We start from the raw sequence: 15,375 nt of genomic DNA on the forward strand, positions 1-15,375 counted from the left end.
GGCGTGGCCCGCGACGACCTCGAAGACGAGGGCGTGTGGCTGTACGCCGAAACGGTCCGGAAGATCCACGAACTGAACCCCGGCACCGGCGTCGAACTGCTGATCCCGGACTTCTCCGGCAAACCCGGGCACATCAAAGCGATCTGCGATTCAAAACCTGAAGTGTTCGCGCACAACGTTGAGACCGTGCCGCGGATCTTCAAGCGGATCCGCCCGGCGTTCCGGTACGAGCGGTCCCTGGATGTGATCACGCAGGGCCGGAACCTGGGCATGGTGACCAAGTCCAACCTGATCCTGGGCATGGGCGAGACCCGCGAGGAAATCTCCGAGGCCCTGCGGGACCTGCATGAGGCCGGCTGCGACCTGATCACCATCACCCAGTACCTTCGCCCGAGTGAGCGGCACCTGCCGGTGGACCGGTGGGTCAAGCCGCAGGAATTCGTGGACCTCCAGGACGAGGCCACCGAGATCGGGTTCCTCGGCGTCATGTCCGGGCCGCTGGTCCGCTCCTCCTACCGCGCCGGCCGGCTCTGGGCCACCGCGATGCGGAAGAAAGGCTGGGACATCCCCGCCGAACTCGCCCACATCGAGTCCTCCGGCAGCACCCGCCAGGAAGCCAGCTCACTCATCGCAGCACACCACTGATCTGCAGTTCCCAACAAAACGCAGCGTCCCCAAAGGGCCGGCATCCGAACAATCCGGTGCCGGCCCTTCGGCTTTGGTCACGTAGAATTAAGGCACTATGGCGAAATCCCCTGATTCCAGCAACTCCACTCCGTCTGGCTCCAGCGCAGTCAAGCGTGGCCTCTTCTCCCGCAAGCCGAAAGAAGCGAAGGCCAAGAAGCCCAGCCGGCTCAAGCAGATCCGCGAAGTCTTCACCATGACCCGCCGTCATGACCCCATGGTCCCGTGGCTGATGCTGCTGGTTTTCCTTGGCGTCGTGGCTGTCAGCTTCCTGGTGGGCTTCTGGCTGGATAACTGGATCACCGGCCTGATCATCGGCATCCCCCTGGGCCTGCTCGGTGCCACGTTCATCCTGTCCCGCAGGGCAGAGCGCGCCGCATTCGCCCAGATCGAGAACCAGCCCGGCGCTTCCGGCGCCGCACTGGGAACGCTCCGCCGCGGCTGGATCACCGAGGAACAGCCTGTTGCCGTTAACCCAAGGACACAGGACGCCGTCTTCCGCGCCATCGGCCGTCCCGGCGTCGTCCTTGTCAGCGAAGGCCCCACGCACCGGGTGAAGCCGCTGCTGGACGCGGAACGTAAACGCCTTGCGCGCATCCTGCCGAACGTCACCGTCCACGTCATCGAAAGCGGCCGGGGCGAGGGCCAGGTGCCCATCAGCGAGGTGGCCAAGAAGATGGGCAAGCTCAAGAAGGAATTGACCAAGCTTGAGGTGAACGCAGTGTCCAAGCGCATCGCCTCACTGGGCAACCGCCTCCCGATCCCCAAAGGCATCGACCCCTACAAGGCGCGTCCCAACCGCGGACGCTAGTTATCGAACCTGCCCCGGTTCCGGCTCCGGCCGGCAGCCGGGGCGTTTCTTTGCCGCTTTCACGGCAGGAAAGGACATTATAGTGACCTTCAAGAAAACGGCGGTGATCCGCGCATTCCGGATCCTGGCCATCGCCGAAGCCTTCAGCTGGGCGGCGCTCCTTATCGGCATGTACTTCAAATGGATTGCCGGCACCACCGAGATAGGCGTCCAGGTTGCCGGACCAATACACGGTGCACTCTTTGTGGGCTATGGCATTGCCGCCCTTGCCCTCTGGAGGCTGCAGCGGTGGCCCTTCGTCGTGGCGCTGTTCGCCGGCATCTCCGCCGTTTTCCCGTTCGCCACGGTCCTGTTCGAGCGCTGGGCGGACAAGCGGAACTACCTGGACGCCGCGCCTTCATCACCGGGCACCGCGGCAGTTCGGGAAGCCAGCTCCGTATAGCCGGGGCCTCGGGCCCGGAAATCCGGGGCTGCAGCCTTTAGCGCCGCACCAGCAGCGTGTCCATGGCCTTGTCGTGGAGGCCCCGGTGGTCGGGGTCGAAAATGACCGCGGGGATGACCAGGCAAAGCAGCAGGGACCTCACCAGCGCGGCCAGCGGCCCGGCCGGCCCGCCGCCGGCCCTGACCACGTGAATGCCCATGGCACGGTGTCCGATGCTGTAGCCAAGGGTTCCTATCAGCAGGGTCTGTTCGACGGCGAAGATCGCCAGGGTGGCCCACGGATCTCCCCCGAAAGCGAAGTTGCTGATCAGGAGCGCGATGCCCCAGTCAATCATGATGGCCGCGATCCTGCGGCCCGCCCGCGCAATGGAGCCCGGCCCCGACTCGGGCAGTCCCAGCCGCTCCCCCGGATATTTCGAGATACCCGAAGTGTCGGGGCCGGAGAGCCAGGAGCCGATGTCTTTGCGATCTACCACGGTCCAAGCTTAGCGACTTCCCGCCGACCACACTGTGGATGGGGTTAGACCACGGAGTGGACGGAAGATAGCGTTGCCATATCAGGGCATTATGTAACCTGCCCGAAACAATGCGGACACGGACGGGAAATGCCGCGTCCATAGGCTGTTACCAGTTTCAAGCAATCCGCCGCCAGGCAGTACGGGGCAGGTTTACACAGCAGGTACTCACAGCAGGGAAACTGCGTTTCCCTGCCCGTCGGATTGCGCTGGATCAGCTGGCTTGCCAGCCAGATATTTACATATGCGTTAGGAGCATAGATGTTCAAGACTGCGGACGAAGTCCTCAAGTTCATCAAGGACGAAGATATTAAATTCGTCGATATCCGCTTCACCGACCTCCCGGGCGTCCAGCAGCACTTCAACGTGCCGGCCAAGAGCGTTGACGCAGACTTCTTCGTCAACGGCCAGCTCTTCGACGGGTCTTCCATCCGCGGCTTCCAGGGCATTGCAGAGTCTGACATGCAGCTGATCCCGGACGTCACCACTGCGTTCCTGGACACCTTCCGCATGGAGAAGACGCTGGCGCTGAACTTCTCCATCGTCAACCCCCGCACGGGCGATCCGTACCACCGCGACCCCCGCGGCGTGGCCGAGAAGGCCGAAGCCTACCTGGCCTCCACCGGCATCGCCGACACCGCATTCTTCGCCCCCGAAGCTGAGTTCTTCGTGTTCGACAACGTGCAGTACCAGTCCTCCCCGCAGGGCAGCTTCTACAAGATCGACTCCGAGGAAGCCCACTGGAACACGGGCCGCGAGGAAGAAGGCGGAAACCTGGGCTACAAGACCCCCGTCAAGGGCGGTTATTTCCCGGTTTCCCCCACCGACAAGCAGGCTGACCTGCGCGACGCCATGTGTGTCGCCCTGGACGAGGCCGGCCTTGAGGTCGAGCGCAGCCACCACGAAGTTGGATCCGCCGGCCAGGCTGAGATCAACTACAAGTTCACCACCCTGACGCACGCTGCCGATGACCTGCAGAAGTTCAAGTACGTCATCAAGAACACCGCAGACGCCTGGGGCAAGTCCGTAACGTTCATGCCCAAGCCGGTCTTTGGCGACAACGGTTCCGGCATGCACTGCCACCAGTCGCTGTGGAACGGCGGCGAGCCGCTGTTCTACGACGAGAAGGGCTACGCCGGCCTGTCCGACACCGCCCGCTGGTACATTGGCGGCCTGCTCAAGCACGCCTCCGCCGTCCTGGCCTTCACCAACCCGACGGTGAACTCCTACCGCCGCCTGGTCAAGGGCTTCGAAGCTCCGGTCAACATGGTCTACTCGCAGGGCAACCGCTCCGCAGGTATCCGCATCCCGATCACGGGCTCCAACCCCAAGGCCAAGCGCATCGAGTTCCGCGCTCCGGACCCCTCCTCCAACCCGTACCTGGCGTTCGCTGCCCAGCTGATGGCCGGCATCGACGGTATCCGCAACCGCATTGAGCCCCCGGCCCCGATCGACAAGGACCTCTACGAGCTCCCCGCCGAAGAGGCCAAGGACATCCCCAAGGCTCCGGGCACGCTCGAGGAAGCACTGGAGGCCCTGCGTGAGGACAACGAGTTCCTGCAGGCCGGCGGCGTGTTTACCCAGGACCTGATCGACACCTGGATCGAGTACAAGTACGAGAACGAGATCCGCCCGCTGTCCCTGCGCCCGAACCCCTACGAGTTCGAGCTCTACTACGGCGTCTAGCATCACCGTCTCCTGAGACACCAAAGGCGGCCACCGGTTCACCGGTGGCCGCCTTTTGCGTGTGGCCCGAAGGTGGGAGCCCGGCTCCAGACGTGCTGAGACCGGGAGCCGGACCCCCTGACGAATGCCCCCCGGGACGAAGACCAGTTTCAGCCCTCCCCCCAACAAGGTTGAAGAACACCGCCATTCCACATGATCGGGCAATCGCTTTCTCAGCGCAATACGGCCCGCCGCCTGTTATGCCATTGTGGTCAAAAACTGCGGAACATGATCCGTTGCGGACCCGCCTGCCCGCCGGTGTACTGTCCCCGGTCCACGAACCCCGCCCGGCGGTAAGCGGACAGGCCCGCAGCGTTCGCTTCATTGACGGAAAGAACGACGCCGGCCTCCCCGGTATGGTGCCTGGCCGTGAGTTTTTGGGCGGCGGACACGGCGGCGGCTGCCGCGAGCGGACCCAGTCCCCTGCCCTGTTCGCGCCTGTCGATCAGGAAGCCCCTGAGGAGCCACGCAGAGTGGTCGTCCGGCCAGCCGGCCAGGCGCGCCGCCGCGGCCTGCAGGGTCAGGACGCCGACGGTCCGGCCGGCGGACTCGATGACATAGGGCCGGCGTGATTCCTCGGCAAGCCCGGTGAGGGCCATCCGGAGCGGATCGCCAACAAACCTGTCCTGCCCTGGCGCCATTTCGAGTCCGCCAACTGCCTCGAGGTGGATGGCGCGGGCGTCGTCGTCGAGGTCCTGGAGCGAAATCAGCCAGACGTCCGTGGCCACGCCGTTCAGGTCTGAGGTCCGGCAGAATCTTCGTGTGAGGGGGACTCGGCGGGCGGGCCTGCCGGGTCCATCCACAAGACCTCCCAAAGGTGCCCGTCCGGGTCCTGGAAGCTGTGGTTGTACATAAAGCCGTAGTCCTGGGCATCCTGGGACGCGGAGCCGCCGTTGGCCAGGGCATTCTGCACTGCCTGGTCGACGGCCTCCCTGCTGTCCACGGAGTAGGCGATGATTGCTTCGGCTGAACCCTTGGTGCTGGCGACCTCCTTTGTAGTGAAGGTCTTGAAGTATGCCTCCACCAGGAGCATCACGTACGCGTTCTCATTGACCACCATGCACGTGGCGTTCTCGTCCGTGAAATCGGGGTTGAAGGTAAAGCCCAGGGCCGTGAAGAAAGCGACTGAGCGTTGGAGGTCCTGGACGGGCAGGTTGAGGAAGAGTTGGCTAGCCATGCGCTCAACCTAGCACCGGGCCCTGACAGGTGTCAGCCGCCCTGCCGCCTTCCGCCGGCTCCTACCGGCTACTGGCCGTAGAAGACCCGCTCGAAGACAGCCCTCGCCCGCCGGCTGACCCGCAGGTAATCCTCCTCCAGCGCCGCTGCCTGTCCCGGTTCGTATCCGCACCAGCGGGCGACGGCTTCCAGGTCCCGCCGGGACGACGGCAGAAGGTCCGAGGCCTTGCCGCTCCAGATGACGTTCGCGGACCGGATCCGGCTTGCAAGACGCCAGGCCGTGGCCAGCAGGCCGGCGTCGTCCTGTGCGAGCAGGCCGGTCCGGGCGGCAGCGTCCAGCGCTTCCAGGGTGGACGTGGTCCGCAGCTCCGGGTGGCTGCCGGCGTGCTGCAGCTGCAGGAGCTGGACAAGCCATTCGACGTCGCTCAGTCCGCCCCGGCCCAGCTTGAGGTGGCGTGCGGGGTCGGCGCCGCGGGGCAGTCGTTCGGACTCCACGCGCGCCTTGATCCGCCTGATTTCCCGCACGTCGGTCTCGGCAACCGATTCCGGATACCTGATGGGCTCGATGAGGTCCAGGAAGTCCCTGGCCAGGTCGTCATTGCCGGCCATGGGGCGGGCCCTGAGCAGGGCCTGCGCCTCCCAGATGAGGGACCAGCGCCGGTAGTATTCGGCGAAGGAGTCGAGGGAACGGACCATGGCACCGTTCTTCCCCTCGGGGCGCAGGTCCGCGTCCATCTGGAGCACCCGCTCGGCCATGATGGCCGGCTTCAAGGGCTGGGTCAGCAGGGTGGAGACCTTGTTGACGATCCGGGTGGCCTGTTCCTGTGCTTCCTCGGGGCTGAACCCGGGCAGGGCCCTGTGCACGTACATCACATCCGCGTCCGAACCGTAGCCGATCTCGCGGCCGCCCTGCCGTCCCATGGCAACCACCAGCACGGTGGTCTTCAGCGGTCCGTTGGCGGAGACGATGCCCTCCGCCACGCGCAGGGCGCCCAGGACCGCGGCCCTGTCCGTGTCCGCCAGGGCCCTCCCCACCTGGTCCTGGTCCAGCAGGCCGGCTGAATCGGCGATGGCGATCCGGAGGATTTCACGGCGCCGGATCAGTCGGATGAGGCGCATGGCGCTTTCCGGATCCGCGTGCCGCGACATCTTGGAGGTGATTTCCTGCCACTGGGCATCGAACCCCACGGGTGCCAGGTCCTTGTCCTGGCCCAGCCAGGCCACCGACTCGGGCGAAACCTCCAGCAGATCCGCTATCAGCCGCGAGTTGGACAGCATGTGGCACAACCGCTCTGCGGCCGCATTGGAGTCCCGGAGCATCCCCAGGTACCAGTGTGTGGTTCCCAGGGCCTCGCTGACGCGCCGGAACGCAAGGAGCCCCGCGTCCGCGTCCACGCCTTCAGCCAGCCAGTCGAGAAGGATCGGCAGCAGCTGCCGCTGGAGGGCTGCGCGCCGGCTGACACCAGCGGTCAGGGCCTCGATATGGCGCATGGCGCCCTTCGGGTCCCGGTACCCCAGGGCAGCCAGGCGGCCCTCGGCTGCTTCCGGCGTCAGCTTTGCGTCTTCACTGCTGAGCTTGGCCGCCGTGTTGAGCAGCGGCCGGTAGAAGATGCGCTCATGCAGTTCCCGGACGGAGCGCTTGGTTTTCTGCCAGGTGGACAGCAGCGCGTCCGGATGGGGACGCTCGTTGGAGAAGGGGCCCAGCACGGCTTTCGCCAGCGACCTGAGCGCCGGTTCGGCAATGGGCATCAGGTGCGTCCTGCGCAGCTGGAAGAGCTGGATGCGGTGTTCCAGCAGGCGCAGGTAGCGGTAGGCGTTGTCGAAGGCGGCCGCGTCCGAGCGGCCGATATAGCCCCCGGCGGACAGGGCAGCGATCGCGGAGGTGGTGTCCCGGCGTCGGAGTGTTTCGTCTGCCTTGCCGTGGACCAGCTGGAGCAGCTGCACGGTGAATTCGACGTCACGCAGCCCCCCGCGGCCAAGCTTAATCTGGCGCTGCTCCTCCGCAGCCGGAATGTGTTCGGTCACCCGGCGGCGCATGGCCTGCACCGATTCCACGAATCCGTCCCGGCTTGCAGAACTCCAGATCAGCGGCGCGACGGCTTCCTCGTAGCGGCGGCCAAGGTCGGCGTCGCCGGCAATGGTCCGGGCCTTGAGCAGCGCCTGGAACTCCCAGCTTTCAGCCCAACGGGCATAGTACGTCTGGTGCGAGGCAAGGGTGCGGACCAATGGTCCGGACTTTCCTTCCGGCCGAAGGTTCGCGTCCACCTCCCATAGGCCCGGTTCACGGGCAACGGAGGAGATGGCGCGGGAGATTCCGCTCGCCAGCGCTGTTCCTATGGTGTTCGCCTTCGCGTCATCGAGGGCGCCGGGGTCCACCACGTAGATGACGTCGACGTCGGAAATGTAGTTCAGTTCCCGCGCGCCGCACTTGCCCATCCCGATCACGGCAAGGCCGACGTCGGCAACGTCACCGGCGCCGTACTGCTCGCCCGCCTCGGCGCGCGAGACGGCGAGGGCCGCTTCGATGGCTGCGCCGGCAAGGTCCGCGAGCTCCGCTCCCACTGACGGGAGGAAATCCAGGGGATCGGCCGCGCACAGGTCCTTGACGGCCAGGTCCACTACACCCCTGCGGTACGCTGTGCGAAGCGCCGCGTAGGCGTCATTGCCGGTGCTGGCTGCCACGGGCCGGGCAGCGCGGGGGTCAGCGCCCACGGACTGCAGGAGGACCCCGCGCAGGGCGGCAGGATCGGACTGCAGCGGCTCGGGGCTGGCGCGGACATGGAAGGCCTCCAGGTGTTCCGGATGCCGGATCAGGAACTCCCCCAGAGCTTCGGACGCACCCAGCACGCGGTACATCGGTTCACTGGTGTCGGGGTCGGCGGCGGCCAGTTCCCGGAGCGCCGGGTGCTTTTCGATCAGGCGGACCAGGGACTGCAGAGCGGTGTCCGGGCTGGCTGCCAACTGCAGGCCCGCAAACAGCCTGTCCTGGTCCAGCCCTTCCAGTTCAGGCGCAGCAAGGAACCGCTCCCCCTTGTCGAGGTCGCTGAATCCAGCCGCAATAAGGCGGCGTGCCAGGCTCACGCCCGCAGCCTAGAGGATGCCGAGGTTGCGCTGCAGCTCGTAGGGCGTCACCTGCAGGCGGTAGTCCTGCCACTCGGCGCGCTTGTTGCGCAGGAAGTGCTCAAACACCTGTTCGCCCAGGATCTGGGGCATGAGCTCCGAGTCTTCCATCGTCCGGATGGCGTCATGGAGGCTGGCGGGGAGGGGATCATGGCCCATGGCGCGGCGTTCGGCCGAGCTCAGCGACCACACGTCGTCCTCGGCGGCGGCCGGGAGGTCGTAGCCTTCCTCGATGCCCTTCAGGCCGGCCCCGAGCAGGACCGCGTAGGCCAGGTAGGGGTTGGCCGCGGAATCGATGCCGCGGTACTCGATCCGTGCGGACTGGCCCTTGCCCGGCTTGTACAGCGGGACCCGCACCAAGGCTGAGCGGTTGTTGTGGCCCCAGCTCAGATAGCTCGGAGCCTCTCCGCCACCCCAGAGCCGCTTGTAGGAGTTCACGAACTGGTTGGTCACTGCGGTGAACTCGGGCGCGTGCTTGAGGATGCCGGCGATGAATTGGCGGGCGGTCTTTGAGAGCTGGAATTCGGCGCCGGCCTCGTAGAACGCGTTGGTGTCGCCTTCGAACAGCGAGAAGTGCGTGTGCATGCCGGAGCCCGGGTGGGCGGTGAACGGCTTGGGCATGAAGGTGGCGTAGGTGCCCTGCTGCAGCGCCACTTCCTTGATGACGGTGCGGAAAGTCATGATGTTGTCCGCGGTCTGCAGGGCGTCCGCGTAGCGCAGGTCTATTTCGTTCTGGCCGGGACCAGCCTCGTGGTGGCTGAATTCCACGGAGATACCCACAGATTCGAGCATGGTGACAGCTGTCCGGCGGAAGTCCTGGGCCACGCCGCCGGGAACATGGTCAAAATAGCCGCCCTCGTCCACGGGCACGGGGGCGCCGTCCGGGCCGGGTTCCTGGGACTTGAGGAGGTAGAACTCGATTTCGGGGTGGGTGTAGCAGGTGAAGCCCATGTCGGCGGCCTTGGCGAGGGTCCGCTTCAGGACGTTGCGGGGATCCGCGGCGGACGGTTCGCCGTCCGGGGTGAGGATGTCGCAGAACATGCGCGAGGTCTGTTCCGTCTCCCCGCGCCACGGCAGGATCTGGAAGGTGGAGGGATCGGGCTGGGCCAGCATGTCTGACTCGAACACCCGGGCCAGGCCTTCAATGGCGGAGCCGTCGAAGCCCAGTCCTTCCTCGAACGCACCCTCAACCTCGGCGGGGGCAAGTGCCACGGACTTGAGCGAACCCACGACGTCGGTGAACCACAGCCGCACGAAACGTACGTCGCGCTCTTCGATTGTGCGCAGGACAAACTCTTGCTGGCGGTCCATGATGGCCTCTTCTCCGGTCAAACGTCCATGCTCCGGGCCCGCAGTAAAGGGAAGCCGGCAGCAGTTCACCAACACTGTACTAAGCATTCGGCGCCGATGCTGAAGCCTGCGCCGCGCGTAACACAGCGTTAACGCCCGGCCTCCGGATTTAAGCCGCGCAACCGGGCTGTGCGCACCGTCCGGACCCGCCGCAGGCGGGCCCTTATGACCCTTATCACCAGTGGAGCCTCCGGCCCGCGGTAGCTAGGACAGCGGCTCCCCCACTACGCTCATGCCATGGCCTCAAGCAACAGCTCCGATTCCAGCATGTCCGCCGACGTCCCCGCCCCCTACGGCAGCGGGCCGGGCCAGGCAGCTGCGCCCGCGGCTGCGGCACAGCAGAAGCCGGCCAAGGTGCGCATCCACCACCTTCAGCAGGCCAAGAGGGACGGTACCAAGTTCGCCATGCTGACTGCCTACGAGCAGTACACGGCTGAAATTTTTGATGCCGCCGGAATCGAGGTTCTCCTGGTCGGCGACTCGGCCTCGAACAACGTGTTCGGCAACGAGACCAGCCTTCCGGTCACGGTGGACGAACTGCTGCCGCTCTGCCGCGCCGTAGCACGCAGCGCCAAGCGCGCGCTCATCGTGGCCGACCTGCCGTTCGGCAGCTATGAGGTGTCCGCGGAACAGGCAGTCGGCGCCGGCGTCCGGTTCCTCAAGGAAGGCCTGGCGCACGCGGTCAAGATCGAGGGCGGCGCCTACTATGCGCCCACTGTGAAGGCCATGGTCCAGGCCGGCATTCCGGTCATGGCACACATCGGTTTCACCCCGCAGAGCGAGCATGCCCTCGGCGGTTACCGCGTGCAGGGCCGCGGCGACGATGCGCAGCGCCTTATCGATGACGCGGTCGCCCTCGCTGAGGCGGGGGCATTCTGCGTGCTGATGGAGATGGTCCCAGCCGGGACGGCAGCCGCCGTGGACGCGGCTGTTCCCGTCCCCACGGTGGGCATCGGCGCGGGCAAGGAAACAACAGGACAGGTGCTTGTCTGGCAGGACATGGCCGGGCTGCGGGGCGGGCGGATGGCCAAGTTCGTCAAGCAGTACGCAGACCTGCGCAGCACACTTATGGACGCGGCTACGCAGTATGGCGAGGACGTCAGGTCAGGACAGTTCCCCGGGCCGGAACACTCGTTTTAGAAGTCCCCCACAGGACAGGCGGGCCGGCATCCGGCCAGCTTGCCCGCCCGACTGTCAGTCGTCGTCGTCCTTTTCCCAGGCCTCGTTGCGGGCCCGTACCTTTTCCAGCGCGTGCTCGGCTTCCTCCCGCGTTTTATACGGTCCGATCAGCTGGCTCCAGTCGGACAGCCGGTCCTCTTCGATCTCATGCGTATTGACGTTGTACCAGTACTCAGTCATCGGTGCTCCTCGTTCCGGCGGCGGGAAAGCTGCGGCGTGATCCGCGTAACTTAAATTCTTACGCGGGCCGCGCGCGGCTTCCGGTTGTTAGGCGTTCTGCAGTGCCTTATATGATCAATCTATGCCTTCCCTTGCCTCGACTGCACCCATCGGCACCCTCACCCCGGGAACCATAGGTCCGCAGCGTCCCGTACCGGCGTCCATCCCCCGGCCGGAGTACGTCGGCAGGCCCGCACCGGCGAAATTCACCGGGTCGGAGGTCAAAACCCCCGAAACCATCGAGAAGATCCGGATCGCGGGGAAGATCGCAGCACAGGCCATCGTGGAGGTGGGCAAGCACATCCAGCCCGGCGTCACCACCGACCAGCTGGACAAAGTGGGCCACGAGTTCCTCCTTGACCACCACGCCTACCCGTCCACCCTCGGCTACCGGGGCTTCCCCAAGTCGCTGTGCTCCTCCCTGAATGAGGTCATTTGCCATGGCATCCCGGACAACACAGTGGTCCGGGACGGCGACATCCTCAACATCGACATCACCGCCTTCATCAACGGAGTCCACGGGGACACGAACTACACCTTCCTGGTGGGCGACGTGGACGAGGAATCACGGCTGCTGGTGGAACGCACGCAGGAGTCACTGAACCGGGCCATCAAGGCTGTGGCTCCCGGACGGGAAATCAACGTCATCGGCAGGGCAATCCAGTCCTATGCCAAGCGCTTCGGCTATGGTGTTGTCCGTGATTTCACCGGGCACGGCGTGGGCGAAGCCTTCCACACTGGGCTCATCATCCCGCACTATGACGCGGCACCTGCCTACAACACCGTGATCGAGGCCGGCATGGTCTTCACAATTGAACCGATGCTCACCCTCGGCACCGTGGAATGGGACATGTGGGCCGATGACTGGACCGTTGTCACCAAGGACCGGAAGCGCACTGCCCAGTTCGAGCACACGCTGCTGGTCACGGACTCAGGCGCGGAAATCCTCACGCTGCCCTAGCCCGGCCACCCTGGCACCGCCAAGACCCACGCACCACGGCCCTACCCTTCCCGGTTCCTGACCGGACATTTTTTCCCGGCCGGCCACCGGCCGCCGCTACCCTGCCCGCCCCTGCCACGAACGGAAAACCCATTGGCCAAGAAGGACGAGAAGTCGCACAAGAACGCCCCGCTGATCGGCATCGACATCGGAGGTACCGGAATCAAGGGCGGCATCGTCGACCTGAAGAAGGGCAAACTGCTGGGGGAACGGTTCCGGGTCCCCACCCCGCAGCCAGCCACCCCTGAATCAGTTGCCGAAGCCGTGGCGCTGGTGGTTTCCGAGCTGTCCGCCCGGCCCGAAGCGCCCGCTGCCGGCTCTCCGGTCGGCGTGACCTTTCCGGGCATCATCCAGCACGGAGTGGTCCACTCTGCCGCCAACGTGGACAAGAGCTGGCTCAACACGGACATCGATGCGCTCCTGACTGCCCGCCTGGGCCGGCCCGTTGAGGTCATCAACGACGCCGACGCAGCGGGCCTGGCCGAGGCGCGCTACGGCGCCGGCGCCGGTGTCAAGGGCACGGTCCTGGTGATCACGCTCGGCACCGGAATCGGCTCCGCCTTCATCTTCGACGGCAAGCTCGTCCCCAATGCTGAACTTGGCCACCTCGAAATCGACGGGCACGACGCCGAAACCAAAGCCTCCGCGGTGGCCCGCGAACGCGATGGCCTGTCCTGGGACGAGTACAGCGTGCTGCTGCAGCGCTACTTCTCCCACGTTGAGTTCCTGTTCTCGCCCGAACTGTTCATCGTGGGCGGCGGCATTTCCAAGCGCGCTGACGAGTACCTGCCCAACCTGCGGCTGCGCACGCCGATCGTGCCGGCGGTCCTCCGCAACGAGGCCGGCATCGTGGGCGCCGCAATCGAAATCGCACTGAAGCACAAGCTCGCCAAGTAGCCCGGCCTGCGTGCCGCCGTCGTCAGCGGTCCAGCAGACGACGGCGGCACGGGTGTTTTAAGCGTGCAGATGCGGCAGATACATCCCGTGTTGTCCGCGCGGCCTTGGGTCCGCGGGCGCGCAGGGGGCGGCCGTCATGTGGGTTTTCCTTGGGCTGGCTTTCTTTTCGCCGGACCGGAGTGCCGGTGGCGGCTTCGGCTTCCCCTCCGCTGCCGCCACCGGAGTTTACAGGGGGCTCTTCTCGGAGCTCTTGGCGCCCTTGGCGGCAACGCCCCGGGCGTCCTGTTCTTCCTGGCGGAGCAGGGCAATGGCAGCCTCAAAATCCTCAAGGGATTCGAAGGCCTGGTAGACGCTCGCAAAGCGGAGGTAGGCGACCTTATCCAGCTTCTGCAGGGGTCCGAGGATGACCAGTCCCACCTCGTGGGCGTCGATTTCCGCGGCGCCGGAGGAACGGATCTGCTCTTCCACTTCCTGCGCCAGCAGCGCGAGGTCGTCCTCGCTGACCGGACGCCCCTGGCAGGCTTTACGCACGCCGTTGATCACCTTGCTGCGGCTGAAGGGCTCGCCCACGCCGGAGCGCTTGATCACGGAAAGGCTGGTGGTTTCAACGGTGGTGAACCTGCGGCCGCACTCCGGGCACTGGCGGCGGCGCCGGATGGCCGAGCCGTCATCCGCCATGCGGCTGTCCACCACCCGGGAATCGGGGTTGCGGCAGAACGGACAGTACATTTTGCCTCCCTCTCCCAGGACCTGTGCCAGCGGAACCAAATCTGCAGGCGCAAGTGCGCCGTCTTCCAGTTTACGTCCCTGCTCCGGCTAATAACAAGCGTGTAAGTACTACATGTTGTGGTTGCCACCACTACATGTCGGCATTTCGGGCGGACGTCAGGAGAACCGGACGGTCACCGCATCCCCGTGCGCGGGAAGGTCCTCAGCCCCGGAAAGGCTGACAATGTGGCCGCTGACCTCCGCCAGCGCGTCACGGGTGTAGTTCACCACCTGGATGGCCCGCAGGAAGGTGGTGACGTTCAGGCCGGACGAAAAGGCCGCCGTGCCGCTGGTGGGCAGGACGTGGTTGGAGCCGGCACAGTAGTCCCCCAGGCTGACCGGGCTGTAGTCGCCCACAAAGATGGCACCGGCATTCCGGATCCTGGCGGCGACGCCCGGGGCATCCTGCGTCATGATCTCCAGGTGTTCCGCCGCGTAGGCGTCGCACGCTGCAATGCCCTGTTCAAGGTTGTCCACCAGGACCACCCCGGACTGCGGGCCGGACAGCGCCTCGCGGACGCGGGCGGAGTGCCTGGTGGCCGCGGCCTGCCGGTCGAGCTCGGCACGGACAGCGGCGGCGAGGTCCTCGGAATCCGTGATCAGCACGGATGCTGCCTTGGGGTCGTGCTCGGCCTGGCTGATGAGGTCGGCCGCCACCAGGCGGGGCTGGGCCGTGGAGTCTGCAAGGATCGCGATTTCCGTGGTGCCCGCCTCCGAGTCGATCCCCACCACGCCTTTGACCAGACGCTTGGCGGTGGCGACAAAGATGTTGCCCGGTCCGGTCACAACGTCCACCGCCTCCAGGGCCGGGCCGGCCTCCGTTGCAGGGACACCGTAGGCGAACGCGGCGATGGCCTGGGCGCCGCCGATGGCATACACCTCGGTGATCCCCAGCAGCGCGGCAGCGGCAAGGATGGTGGGGTGCGGCAGGCCGCCGAACTCTTTTTGCGGAGGGGACGCCAGGGCAATTGACTGGACACCTGCTGCGAGGGCCGGGACGACGTTCATGATCACGGAGGAGGGGTAGACGGCGAGGCCGCCCGGGACATACAGCCCCACCCGCGCCACCGGCACCCAGTTCTGCGCCACCACTGCGCCGTCGCCGAGCTGTACCTCGATATTGCGCGGTCGCTGGCCGTCAGCGAACCGGCGGGCCCGGCTGATGGATTCCTCCAGCGCGCCGCGGACGGACGGGTCCAGCTCCTCCAGTGCGGAGGCCAGGGCCTCCGCGGGAACCAGCGGGTGGTCCTGCGCCACGCCGTCAAAACGCCGGGCGAGTTGGCCCAGCGCCGCGAAACCCCCCTGCCGGACAGCCGAAATGATGTCCTGGACCTTCGCCTCGGCATCGGCCACGGTCTGGCCTTGGGCCCGCGGCACGGCGGCCCTGAGTCCAGCGAGGGTGAGGCTTTGGCCACGCAGGTCAACGGTGCGGAAGTCCACGGCGGCGGTGGCGGCTGGGCTGGCGGAGTTCTCCGAAGAAATGGTCACTG

The 15,375-nt window shown here is 66.0% G+C and carries 15 protein-coding genes; 7 read left to right on the top strand and 8 right to left on the bottom strand.

Annotated features, from left to right (window positions below):
• From IEX43_RS17900 to IEX43_RS17910, 3 genes are all read left to right on the top strand, one after another.
• The coding region (locus IEX43_RS17900; protein WP_188813210.1) for a lipoyl synthase at positions 1-645 on the top strand (645 nt) is incomplete at its 5' end.
• 97 nt (positions 646-742) lie between these two features.
• Complete coding sequence (locus tag IEX43_RS17905; protein ID WP_188813212.1) at positions 743-1,495, top strand: DUF4191 domain-containing protein; 753 nt, start codon at positions 743-745, stop codon at positions 1,493-1,495.
• An 82-nt stretch (positions 1,496-1,577) separates the two neighbouring features.
• Positions 1,578-1,937 (top strand): DUF3817 domain-containing protein, encoded by a 360-nt coding sequence (locus IEX43_RS17910; protein ID WP_188813214.1) that lies wholly within the window; start codon positions 1,578-1,580, stop codon positions 1,935-1,937.
• A 37-nt stretch (positions 1,938-1,974) separates the two neighbouring features.
• On the opposite strand, the gene IEX43_RS17915 is transcribed toward IEX43_RS17910, so the two are convergent.
• The gene (locus IEX43_RS17915; RefSeq protein ID WP_188813216.1) at positions 1,975-2,412 is read right to left on the bottom strand and encodes an RDD family protein; all 438 of its coding nucleotides are present in this window, start codon (positions 2,410-2,412) and stop codon (positions 1,975-1,977) included.
• Positions 2,413-2,712: 300 nt separating this feature from the next.
• Here IEX43_RS17915 and glnA (IEX43_RS17920) point away from each other — a divergent pair, with 300 nt between their 5' ends.
• Positions 2,713-4,137, top strand: coding sequence for a type I glutamate--ammonia ligase (gene glnA / locus IEX43_RS17920; RefSeq protein ID WP_174177032.1), 1,425 nt, complete (start codon positions 2,713-2,715; stop codon positions 4,135-4,137).
• Positions 4,138-4,388: 251 nt separating this feature from the next.
• Here the strand turns inward: glnA (IEX43_RS17920) and IEX43_RS17925 are convergent, their stop codons facing one another.
• The 4 genes from IEX43_RS17925 to glnA (IEX43_RS17940) all read right to left on the bottom strand — a co-directional run bounded on the left by IEX43_RS17925 (position 4,389) and on the right by glnA (IEX43_RS17940) (position 9,783).
• Positions 4,389-4,904, bottom strand: a complete 516-nt coding sequence (locus IEX43_RS17925; RefSeq protein WP_188813218.1) for a GNAT family N-acetyltransferase — start codon at positions 4,902-4,904, stop codon at positions 4,389-4,391.
• A gap of 5 nt (positions 4,905-4,909) precedes the next feature.
• The gene (locus IEX43_RS17930) at positions 4,910-5,353 is read right to left on the bottom strand and encodes a VOC family protein (protein WP_188813220.1); all 444 of its coding nucleotides are present in this window, start codon (positions 5,351-5,353) and stop codon (positions 4,910-4,912) included.
• A 68-nt stretch (positions 5,354-5,421) separates the two neighbouring features.
• Positions 5,422-8,433: a bifunctional [glutamine synthetase] adenylyltransferase/[glutamine synthetase]-adenylyl-L-tyrosine phosphorylase gene (locus IEX43_RS17935; protein ID WP_188813222.1), complete on the bottom strand. Its 3,012-nt coding sequence runs from the start codon at positions 8,431-8,433 to the stop codon at positions 5,422-5,424.
• A 9-nt stretch (positions 8,434-8,442) separates the two neighbouring features.
• Entirely contained in the window at positions 8,443-9,783 is a 1,341-nt protein-coding gene (gene glnA / locus IEX43_RS17940; RefSeq protein ID WP_066280551.1) for a type I glutamate--ammonia ligase, read from the bottom strand.
• 276 nt (positions 9,784-10,059) lie between these two features.
• On the opposite strand from glnA (IEX43_RS17940), the gene panB reads away from it, so the two are divergent.
• Positions 10,060-10,962 carry a 3-methyl-2-oxobutanoate hydroxymethyltransferase gene (panB, locus tag IEX43_RS17945; RefSeq protein ID WP_104188656.1) on the top strand — a complete coding sequence of 301 codons (903 nt, stop codon included), beginning with the start codon at positions 10,060-10,062 and terminating at the stop codon, positions 10,960-10,962.
• 54 nt (positions 10,963-11,016) lie between these two features.
• Here the strand turns inward: panB and IEX43_RS17950 are convergent, their stop codons facing one another.
• Positions 11,017-11,181, bottom strand: a complete 165-nt coding sequence (locus IEX43_RS17950) for an SPOR domain-containing protein (RefSeq protein WP_188732230.1) — start codon at positions 11,179-11,181, stop codon at positions 11,017-11,019.
• A gap of 121 nt (positions 11,182-11,302) precedes the next feature.
• Between IEX43_RS17950 and map the strand changes: the two genes are divergently transcribed.
• Both map and ppgK read left to right on the top strand, forming a co-directional pair.
• A complete protein-coding gene (map, locus tag IEX43_RS17955; RefSeq protein ID WP_188813224.1) occupies positions 11,303-12,181 on the top strand; it encodes a type I methionyl aminopeptidase in 879 nt (292 codons plus the stop codon).
• 132 nt (positions 12,182-12,313) lie between these two features.
• A complete protein-coding gene (ppgK, locus tag IEX43_RS17960) occupies positions 12,314-13,117 on the top strand; it encodes a polyphosphate--glucose phosphotransferase (RefSeq protein WP_104188661.1) in 804 nt (267 codons plus the stop codon).
• A gap of 225 nt (positions 13,118-13,342) precedes the next feature.
• On the opposite strand, the gene nrdR is transcribed toward ppgK, so the two are convergent.
• Positions 13,343-13,846, bottom strand: coding sequence for a transcriptional regulator NrdR (gene nrdR, locus IEX43_RS17965; protein ID WP_188813226.1), 504 nt, complete (start codon positions 13,844-13,846; stop codon positions 13,343-13,345).
• Between the two features lie 156 nt (positions 13,847-14,002).
• Positions 14,003-15,373 carry a histidinol dehydrogenase gene (gene hisD / locus IEX43_RS17970; RefSeq protein WP_188813228.1) on the bottom strand — a complete coding sequence of 457 codons (1,371 nt, stop codon included), beginning with the start codon at positions 15,371-15,373 and terminating at the stop codon, positions 14,003-14,005.
• Between the last annotated feature and the right edge of the window lie 2 nt (positions 15,374-15,375).

This window comes from Pseudarthrobacter polychromogenes (assembly GCF_014644495.1).
Classification (GTDB): domain Bacteria; phylum Actinomycetota; class Actinomycetes; order Actinomycetales; family Micrococcaceae; genus Arthrobacter; species Arthrobacter polychromogenes.

Excerpts from the sequence above, each read along its gene's own strand:
- IEX43_RS17905 (WP_188813212.1), top strand. The coding sequence starts at position 743 with ATGGCGAAATCCCCTGATTCCAGCAACTCCACTCCGTCTGGCTCCAGC.
- glnA (WP_174177032.1), top strand. The coding sequence starts at position 2,713 with ATGTTCAAGACTGCGGACGAAGTCCTCAAGTTCATCAAGGACGAAGAT.
- IEX43_RS17930 (WP_188813220.1), bottom strand. The coding sequence starts at position 5,353 with ATGGCTAGCCAACTCTTCCTCAACCTGCCCGTCCAGGACCTCCAACGC.
- glnA (WP_066280551.1), bottom strand. The coding sequence starts at position 9,783 with ATGGACCGCCAGCAAGAGTTTGTCCTGCGCACAATCGAAGAGCGCGAC.
- panB (WP_104188656.1), top strand. The coding sequence starts at position 10,060 with ATGGCCTCAAGCAACAGCTCCGATTCCAGCATGTCCGCCGACGTCCCC.
- IEX43_RS17950 (WP_188732230.1), bottom strand. The coding sequence starts at position 11,181 with ATGACTGAGTACTGGTACAACGTCAATACGCATGAGATCGAAGAGGAC.
- map (WP_188813224.1), top strand. The coding sequence starts at position 11,303 with ATGCCTTCCCTTGCCTCGACTGCACCCATCGGCACCCTCACCCCGGGA.
- nrdR (WP_188813226.1), bottom strand. The coding sequence starts at position 13,846 with ATGTACTGTCCGTTCTGCCGCAACCCCGATTCCCGGGTGGTGGACAGC.